We start from the raw sequence: 10,212 nt of genomic DNA on the forward strand, positions 1-10,212 counted from the left end.
TGCGCCTAGCGTGGAGGCATGGCCCGATCCCTGCTCCCCGGACAGCTTTGCCGCCTCCGCCTCCACGATGTCGACTCGGGACTCGTCACGACGGTGTTCGAGTCCGACACGATCCTCGTGGAGGCACCCAACTGGTCGCCCGACGGCTCGTCCCTCGTCGTGAACGGTGACGGCGGGCTCTTCCGCCTCCCGCTCGTCGGCCCCCGTGCGGGGTCCCTCGAGGCGATCTCGCTCGACGGCGTACCCGAAGAGCTCAACAACGATCACGTGCTCGCGCCCGGCGGAGGCGTCGCCTACGTCTCCGCGCGCGACGGGCACCTCTACGCGGTCGCCCTCGACGGCTCCGAGCCCGCCCGGCGCATCACGGAGCCGCGGCCCGGCCCTCGCTTCAAGCACTATCTGCACGGAGTCTCGCCCGACGGGACGCTGCTCGCCCTGATCGGAGGCGGCGCGGACGCCTCCGGTCGGTGGGTCACCAACGTCTACACGATGCCGAGCTCGGGTGGGCCGCTGACGATGCTCACCGACGATGCGTGGGCCGACGACGGCGTCGACGTCGGGGCCGGCGCGCTGTGGTTCAACTCCGAACGGGGGAGCGGGCGGGCGCAGCTGTTCCGGATGGCCTTCGACGGCTCCCGGCTCGTGCGCGTCGTCGAGTCGCCGACCGTCGACTGGTTCCCGCACGTATCGCCCGACGGCGCGCGCCTGGTGTACCTCTCTTATGCGGAGGGGACGAGCGGGCATCCCGAGAACCTCGACGTGGAGCTGCGGCTGATCGACCTCGTCGGACGTGAGTCGCGCGAGCCCGGGCGCGTCGTGCAGCGGCTCTTCGGCGGTCAGGGCACCACGAACGTCTCGGGCTGGGCGCCGGACTCGCGCCGCTTCGCCTACGCCGACTATCCGCTGCGCGGCTGACGGCAGTCGGTCGGCGCCGCCCGGCCGGGGTGCTATTGTCTAACGGTGCCAAATCGCGGGCACGCCCTGCAAGGGGCACGAGCGCCCGCAGGTACGCCCCCTTAGCTCATTGGTAGAGCACTTCCTTGGTAAGGAAGAGGTAGTGGGTCCGATTCCCACAGGGGGCTCCGTTCCCGGCAGGCCGAGCCTCCGGAAACGCGCGGCGGGGTAGCTCAGGTGGTTAGAGCACACGGCTCATAATCGTGGTGTCGCGGGTTCAAGTCCCGCTCCCGCTACCAAGACATGTGTACTCGAACAAATTCATCGGGATGTTGGCTGAGGCTGGTCTTGGTGGAGGCGTCGGAGTTTTTCTCCGGCGCCTTTTTGTGTTGCTCCCGCTTGGGCGGCCTCGTGGACCGTGCTCAGGGCGGGCTGTTCATGCCGGCCCGCACGGGATGCTGGCGGAGCCAGTTGTGTCCGGCATGGTCTTGTCTTCGGGTGCGGGGTGAGCGCCTCAGCTTGGCGTCGGTGGACGAGTCGCGCGAAAGGGCAGGGCCGCGGCGCCGATGAGCGCGGGGATGGCAGCGCCGAGGATCGCGGACGTTGCGGTGGTGTCCTCCGACGCGTCGATTGTGGTCGAGCAGCTCGATGTGCCCTGCGCCCAGAGGCGTTGCCGCCAAGGGTCGCCCGGCCCTGGCGGCGCTAGTGTGTCGATGTGGACGAGGCTGCGGACGCGCCGCATGCTGAACCCACCCGCGCTGCAAACCGACTCCGCGTCTGCCGGGGACAAGCTGTGTGCTGATGAAACGAGCAATCATCGCGTGTGCCCTATTGGGGTGAGTCAAGCGTAAACTCGGCGTGTCGCTTTGATTCTGTGCCTCCTCGTCGGGTTCTCTGAGCTGTCTCCCACTTCGCGGAGGTCGTTTCAGCCTTGGGGGAGTGGCGTGTCTCGTCGCCGTATTCGTTCTGTTGTGTCGGTCTTGGCAGCGTCGCTTGCTGTCGTACTAGGGGTCACCGTCGTTGACGTCAGTTCTGCTTCGGCGTTGACGACGCAAGCGCGGGCGCGTGTGGTCGCCGAGCAGGCGGCTCTCGACGCGGCTGGAAAGACCGATCCGAATGTGTACCCCGTCGAGGAGTCGGAGCCGCCTACTCTGGAGGACCCGTCGACGGACGGTGGAGCGGCGCCCGAGGCGATCGTCCCCTCCAACGCTCCGGTTCCTGAGGAATCCACTGTGCCGACGCCTGCGCCCGAGGAAACCGCCGTCCCGGACCCGGAGGCTCTCGAGGATCTTGAATCGAAACCAGTGGCGGAGCGAGACGAGTACTCCACCACCTATGAACTCGAGGACGAGAAGAAGGCCACGGTCATCTCCGCCGCACCGATGAACGTGCAGGACGACTCTGGGAAGTGGGTCGAAGCGGAGACAGAGCTCTCGACGACCGGCAACAGTTCGTGGCTCGGGCGGGGTGGAGCCGAAGTTGAGCTTCACCCGCTCGCTCCGCAGTTCGCGGAGTACGCCGATGACGAGAACGTTCTCACGATGACGCGCGACGAGCACTCACTCGGCTTCGAGCTTGAGGGTGCAGCGCACTCCGTGCTGCGTCGGGACCTGTCACCTTGGGCGGACGACGAGGCGAAGTCGCACCTCGAGTACCTCGATCTCTTTGACGGCGTGGACCTCGTCTACGACGTCGGCCAGGCGGACGTGAAGGAGAACTTGCGCCTGAAGAAGGTTCCGGCTCCCGGACAGTCCACCTGGACGTGGGAGGTAGACGCGCCGGGGCTGACTGTGTCGAAGACCGACGACGGCAACGTCGAGTTCCGCGACGCCGCGGGCGAGGTCGTCTACACCGTTCCCCGGCCTGTGATGTGGGACTCCTCCGGCACCGAGAAGAAGGCGGACGCTGACGCCGAGATAGAGCTGACCGTGGCACAGCGGGCCGGCAGAACGCTTCTCTCCATTTCCCCGTCGCGCTCCTGGCTTGAAAGCAGTAAGCGTGTCTATCCGGTATACGTGGATCCGACGACAGTAGCGAATGTGATTTCGACTAGAGCGTTCAAAAGTAACGGTCAGACTAACGATGGTATGACCCAAGTCGGCAATACTAACTCGAACGGCGTGTGGCGCTCTATCGTCCATTTTGACTACGAGCAGGTCTTCGGCAAGCAGATCATTGCCACTCAGGTTGACGTGACGAAAATCTGGCCGGACGGTACCTCCGGTACGTACACCGGAGGCATCCATGACGTGACCTGCATGGGCTTCAACTGCGCCGGAGCCAAGCTCGCCGACCTCACCATTTCCAACACCAATGGGACCTCAACGAACGGCGACGGCCTGAACCGAAAGATCGTCGAGTGGGTGAAGAACCGCAATTCCGGCGGGAATCTCATGATCGGCGGCGACGAGGGCGCAGGCAACTTCTCCTACCGCCGCGTGGATGTGCAGATGCAGATTCTCTGGAAGGACTACCCGGCCGCCGGCTGGAACCCGCTCCCAGGGGACAAGGCGCCTCGCCAGACGCTTACACCCGACCTGCACGCGGATGCCTACTATAATCCCACCGATCAGCCGCTCGCCCACCTCTACCGCATCAGCGAGAACCCGAACCCCGATGTCGGAACTCTCTGGGACACGGGATGGATCTCCAACGAGACGGTCGAAGTGCCGGTAGGCGTGCTCAAGCGCAACACCACCTATTACTGGCGCACCTGGGTCCACGACGGATACGACGGCTACCTCGGTCAGTCGACCGTTGCCGTGTCCAACGTCTTCAGCTTCACCACCGACGACGTCCGGTTCGGGCTACCGACCGGACCTATCGACGACGCCGTCATCACCACCCTTACGCCCACGCTGACCATCACTGACCCCGCTCAGCCATCCGGCGAGGACGTCGACTACTCCTTTCGCATCGCCACCGATACAGGCGCCGCGAACGGGCAGGTCGTGAACTCCGGCTGGCAGAAGAGCCCCACCTACACCGTGCCCAAGGGTGCGTTGCTGGACGGCGTCGCCTACTCGTGGACCGTATGGGTGAAGAACAGCGTCGACGAATGGCGTCCCGACTGGACGAACTCCTTCGTCACCAACCTCCGCGTCAATGATCCCGGTCCCTCGCCGACCGACACAGTGGGACCCGCAACAGTGAACCTCGCCAACGGAAACCTGGGGCTGAGCTTCACCTCACCCACGGTGGAGACGCCCGGTGGCTCCATGGGAATGAACTTTGTCTATAACAGCCAGTCGACCAGCAACTCGGGCCTCGTCGGGACGTACTACAACATCCCCTCCTTCACCGGTTCGCCCTCGAGGGAGTTCGGCGGGTGGACCCCGAACCTCGTCCGCACCGACCCGACACCCGGCGGCATCTGGAACGACTCCTCCCCGCTCCCGGGGGTGGTCAGTCATGACAACTTCACCGCCGATTGGACTGGCCAGATCCGGCCGCCCGCCGGCACCTGGAAGTTCAAGACAGTCCGCGACGACGGCGTAATCCTCGACATCGGCGGCACGAACCTCATCGACAAGTGGGGCGACGCCGGGACGGATGGCTGGAGCGGCCCGATGGGCTTCGCGTCGGGTGAGTCCAAGACGTTCCGGATGCGGTACTTCGAACGCACCGGCGGAGCTCAGGTGACGCTGCAAGCGCAAAAGATCGACGCGAACGGCGCCGTGCTGCAAACCGTCGCCTCTGTTCCCGGCGACTGGTTCACCAAGCGCACGATCCTTCCGGACGGGTGGGGTGCGTCTGCTCCGCTGGCCGGCGCCGAGTACTTCTACGTGAAGGCCGACGGCAAGGAAGGATCGATCACCTATACCGACATCTACGGCGCCCAGCACGTCTACGAGAAAAAGTCCGACGGCAGCTACAAGCCTCCGGCCGGAGAGAACGGAATCGCGGCGATCAGCGGGGACGGCATCATCTCCCTCGACGATGCCGGCCTGATCACCACGTTCAAGAAGGACGGCGGCCAGGTCGATCAGGTTGTCAGCACGACGACCGCGACCAAGCCGATCGCTCCTGTCGTCAGCTATAGGAGTGATGGGCGGATCGACCGGATCTCAGACCGGTTCTCGAAGAAATCGGACGGCAGCTACAGCCGTGTCGTCCGGTTCCTCTACGGCTCGGACACCGCCTCCTCGAGTGGACTCTCGAACGGGAATGACCAGAGCAGCGGCAAAGTCTGTCTGCCCGGCCCGCAGGGCACCGCGCCGTCCCCCGTGTATCCGCCGAGCGACTACCTCTGCCGAATCATCTACCCCGGTGACGCGCCCGGATTTGAAGATGACACGAGATTGCTCTATGACAAAAACGGATACCTTGTATCAACTATTAACCCAGGTAGCGAGTCGACGAGCTTCGCATACAATGAGCAAAAACTTCTGAAGTCGGTTCGCACTGCGACAATGTCTGATTGGCTGAAGTCGAGTGGCGCGGTGATATCGGACGCCAACGCGTCACTGACGATCGACTACGCGGCCAACCGTGTCACCCGCATCCTTGGAGCGGCGCCTGATGGTGTAACCAGCTCTCAGCGCACGGGTAAGTCATATTCCTACGATGTGACGCCTAGTGGTTCGGTTCAGGGCAAGACGACTGTCAAGGCAATTAAGGCGAACGGATCCGTAATTGCAAACACGGGGAATGCATCAGGTATTGCAAATTCGGTGTCCTATGACGCAGGTTTCCGAACGCTCTCGTCGACCACCGCCCTCGGACTGACTGCGTCGGCAACGTGGGATGAGCAGGACCTTCAGCTTTCGTCTACTGACCCTCAAGGTAGAATGTCGACAACTCTCTATGACCAGCGAGATCGAGCGGTAGCAAGCTACGGTCCGGCGCCGGCCTCGTGTTACGGGACGGACCGCCGCCCGACGCAAGCCTGCGCATCGACGACGGGTCGATCTGAAACTGCCTACGATGAAGGCCTACGTGGCCTGTCGGTCGTGGACTTTGATAACGATCAATTTGCAGGTACACCCAAGAGGTATGGACTAGACGTCGGTGCCAAGGACGGAGTCCTCTCCGAGAACTGGGGATCCGCGCAGATTAACCAGGTCGGCACTGACGCCTGGTCCGCGCGCTTCACGGGAACGATCACCTTCCCGAGCGCGGGCGATTACCAGTTCAGAACTTTCGCAGACGACGGCACAAACCTGTGGATTGACAACAAGCTCGTTATTCTTGATGTCAAGCCGGCTTCGGCACATTGGTCTCCAACTGGAACCTTCCACGCGGACTTCGCAGGGCAGGAAGTGACCATCCGGCTCGACTACGCCGATATGGGGGGCGACGCGCGCGTCGAACTTCACTGGCAGACTCCCGGCAGCACCGCTGGAACCCTCGTTCCTGGTGACAGGCTCAAGCCGGACTATGGGTTCGCAACGACCGAGAAGACTTTCGATCAAACGCCAATCGCATCCACAACCTCCGCGCCGTCGACGACAACGAGGAAGGTCTACGGGACGAGCGGGGGAACCGACCAGCAGTGGCTGGGTCTCATCGCCTCGACCTCTGTGGATCCAACCGGGTTGAATCTCACGACAGCAACGCAATTCGCCGGGGCGGATCAGGGGTGGCGCCGCACCGGAAAGACTCTTCCAGCCGCAACTTCCTCCGGAGCGACCGCCGACACCAGTGGTCTCTCGGTGACCTACTACCCCACGTCGGAACTAACCAGCACCGCGGCGTGCGGTGTGCCGGTGGGTACAAGTCAGGCCGGATTTATAAAGTCCGAGAGGGGAGCCACACCCGCAAGCGGTTCGGCGGTGACGCGAGAGTACATTTACGACGAGCTGGGCCGTACCGCCGGGAGCAAGAGAACCTCTGATAGTACTTGGACATGCACCTCTAGGGACGACCGGGGCAGGATTATCAGCTTGTCCTATCCGGCGGCTACTGGGACAGTGGCACGCACGATTACCACGACCTATGAGACTGCAGCGGGAGATCCGCGGACGACCAAGACTTCTGACACTGGGGTCACTAATTCCCCGAACGGTGGGACTATTACGACGACTATTGACCTCTTGGGTCGAGTGACGTCATACACGGACGTGTGGAACACGACCACTCTCACGACCTACGATGCCGCCAGCAGGGCAACCCAGACGAAGTCGACGCAGGGCGCGTCAACGTCGACTCGAACGCTTGAGTATGACGTCGACGGAAAAGTGACGAAGGTCAAAGACGGGACTACGGATCTGGCCACCGTGACCTACGGTGCAAGCGGTGTTGATGCTGGTCTGATCACTAGTGTCACTTACCCCGCGAGCGGCGCAGGCAACGGGACGAGCCTCGGGAACGTAGCTCGGGACAACGCTGGTGCGCAGACGAAACTGACGTGGACATTCGCATCTGGTGCGGCAGTCACTGACGAGGTCGTTCGGTCACAGGCTGGACGAGTTGTCCAGAACATGCTAACCGTCGCTGGCCAGTCTGCGCTTGTTTCCAGCTACAAATACGACCCGGCGGGTCGGCTCACAAATGCATCGATCCCCGGTCATTCTCTTACTTACGGTTATGCCGATACGAATTGTGCGGCGAATGGCTCCGTGAACGCGGCCGGTAAAAACGGTAACCGCACATCAATGACAGACCAGCCGACGGCTGGCGGAGCGACAACCGCATCATATTGTTATGATGCAGCAGATCGACTCCTGTCCAGCCAGGTGACCGGCGCAGCCGCAGGTGCCGACCCAGTCGCCGACGGAGTAGGCGCTACGGAGCTTGCATACGATGCGAAGGGTCGTACGACGAAGCTCGGTGACCAGACCTATAGTTACGACCTTGCCGATCGCCACACGAAGACGACTCAGCCCGACAGTACGATCGTCGAGTATGTGAGGGACGCCACTGATCGGATTGTCGCTCGTATCCACACGGCAGCAGGAGAGTCTTCGCGGATAATTCGGTACTCCTACACGGGAAGTGGCGACGGAGCGCAGCTCGTTCTGAGCGGTACAAATGCAATCGTGGAGCGCACGACCGTCCTTCCCGGCGGAGCAATTGCTTCATTCCGTGACGATGGCTCCGAAGTTTGGTCCTACCCGAACCTGCAGGGAAGCATCATTACGACAGCTGACGCTTCCGGAGCTAGAGCTGCGACGGTGAACAGGTATGACCCGTTCGGACAGCCAATTGATCCCTCCACTGGTCGTATCGGAACTATTGCTGGAGCCGACGCGGTCGCCGACTCGCAAAAGAACTCGGACGCTGACTATTCATGGCTCGGAGGTAATCAGAAGCTTTTTGAGCACGCAGGTGGTATCGCCGCGATTGAGATGGGGGCCCGCGTCTATATTGCAGCGCTGGGCCGCTTCCTGTCACTGGATCCCATAGAGGGCGGAGTCGATAATGACTACACGTATCCCCTTGACCCTATAAATAAGCTCGATTTGACGGGAAAGAGGGCGTGTGTCGGAAGCGAATGCAACGGCATGCATATTGGCAAGCAGGGTTCGGTCTCCGGTCAGTCCCAGGCGGACTGGATTGCGAGCAAGCCGAATACCACCGCTCCTAAAGCTCCAACTGCGCCTAAGCCGGTGGATCCGGCTGATGTCGCGACGATGTATTCCGCTATAAGCCTCGGCTTCACCGCACTGGCTTTCATCGCTGCAGCAACCGGCGTCGGTGCGATCCTTTCTCCGTTCCTCTTGGCGGCAGCTGCGGTCACAAGCATCATCTCTGCGGCGGTCACCTGTAGCATCGCATTCAATGGCGGAACTGCTCGTGACGGCGTGAATTGTGGGATCTCAGCGGGGGCGGCGGTGATCCCAGGCGTCGGAGCGGGCGTGGCGCGTACACTGACAGCCACAGGTGTCGTCACGACGCGGGCTACAGCAGGAGCGATAACTCGAGGTTCTTCGTATGCGGGCAGTGCACTGAATTACACAGACAATGTCAACACGTTCATGGATTGGTAGATCATTGGCAATAGGGCCTGTTCGGCGCGAAGTCGAACCCGGATGGAATATGCGCACCTGGGCTAAGTTTTACTGGGCTTTACTTATTCCGGCTTTGCTGACACTTGTGATCTTTGTGACAGTTGCAGTCAGTGGAGGCTTTAGTGGGGGGTTGTTAGTACTTCCTCTCATCACTTTGGTGACGACCGGGCTCATGTCGCTCTTTGGGCCGCGAATGGAAAGACGACGTGAGAAGGAACAGGCGCGCGGTTACTCCACGGCCTGGTTCGCCCCACGAGGGCTCGAGCAAGTAGAGCCACGAACGGGCCTCGTCATTAAGACCCGAGATGAACCGTGCCTTTCTATGTCGGAGATGCGTGCACGATCCCGAGAGGCGAGACGGCTGAGTGGAGGCGACGATGATTGAAGATGTTTTTCAAAGTGGGTGGTGGGGAGATGCGTTACGGGGTGCGCCCGTTGAGGGGGCGCCTGTCGGCGCTTAGCCAAGAGTCGAACGGTCGGTTTGCAGCCAGTCGGGTCGACGTCGAAGCGGATGAACACCTGGACGTGGTCGCAGCCTACAATTCTCGTTCCCATTCCGCTTCCTCCGGTCGAATAGATCATTTCGGCGAGACTACGAGCGGCTGGAACATGTGCGGAATACGGGAGCGGGAGCGAGGCGACGGCTTCGTCTTGCCGCCTGAGCGCGGTCAGCGTCTGCCTCCGCAGGCCAGGAGATGAGCATCCGCCTGGACTATGCCGACATGGCCGCCGACGCACGTCTCGAGCTGCACTGGCAGACACCCGGCAGCAGCAGCGGCACCCTCGTTCCCGGCGACCGGCTCAAGCCCGACTACGGTTTCGCCACCACCGAGAAGACCTTCGATCAAACCCCGATCGCGAACACCACCTACGCCCCCTCGACGACGACGAAGAAGATCTACGGCACGAACGGCGGAACCGACCAGCAGTGGCTCGGTATCGTCGCAGCCACCTCGATCGATCCCACAGGGCTCAACCTCACAACGGCGACCCAGTACTCGGGCGCTGACCAGGGCTGGCGCCGCACTGGAAAGACGCTCCCCGCGGCTACCGCGTCCAACTTCTCGCCGGACTCCAACGGGCTGTCCGTGACGTACTTCGCGATCGGCGACACGCTCAGCGCGTCGGCCTGCGGAGTGCCCGTCGGAACGAGCCAGGGCGGCTTCGTGAAGACTGAGAAGAGCGCGACCTCGGCCACCCAGACGTCTGTCACTCGTGAATACGTCTGCGACGAATGGGGACGGACGGTCGGGTCCAAGCGGACCTCTGACAGCACCTGGACCTGCACTACCCTCGATGATCGAGGCCGCGTCACGAGCGTCGCCTACCCGGCAGCATCCGGAGTTCCCGCGCGCACCGTGACCAG

Annotated in this window: 3 protein-coding genes and 2 tRNA genes; all 5 read left to right on the forward strand. The window is 62.4% G+C overall.

Annotated elements, in window-relative coordinates; translation table 11 throughout:
* The first annotated feature begins 18 nt into the window (after positions 1-18).
* The gene (locus tag ITJ45_RS12465; RefSeq protein WP_194609860.1) at positions 19-915 is read left to right on the forward strand and encodes a TolB family protein; all 897 of its coding nucleotides are present in this window, start codon (positions 19-21) and stop codon (positions 913-915) included.
* Between the two features lie 95 nt (positions 916-1,010).
* Positions 1,011-1,082 (forward strand) — tRNA-Thr (locus ITJ45_RS12470).
* A gap of 34 nt (positions 1,083-1,116) precedes the next feature.
* Positions 1,117-1,193: transfer RNA gene (locus ITJ45_RS12475), tRNA-Met, on the forward strand.
* 768 nt (positions 1,194-1,961) lie between these two features.
* Positions 1,962-8,825: a PA14 domain-containing protein gene (locus tag ITJ45_RS12480; protein ID WP_194609858.1), complete on the forward strand. Its 6,864-nt coding sequence runs from the start codon at positions 1,962-1,964 to the stop codon at positions 8,823-8,825.
* 716 nt (positions 8,826-9,541) lie between these two features.
* Positions 9,542-10,212: hypothetical protein (locus ITJ45_RS12485; RefSeq protein ID WP_228493872.1), on the forward strand; the 671-nt coding region annotated here is incomplete at its 3' end.

It is taken from the genome of Rathayibacter sp. VKM Ac-2879 (genome assembly GCF_015351245.1).
Classification (GTDB): Bacteria; Actinomycetota; Actinomycetes; order Actinomycetales; family Microbacteriaceae; genus Rathayibacter.

Coding starts and splice junctions, on each gene's coding strand:
- ITJ45_RS12465 (WP_194609860.1), top strand. CDS start 19: ATGGCCCGATCCCTGCTCCCCGGACAGCTTTGCCGCCTCCGCCTCCAC.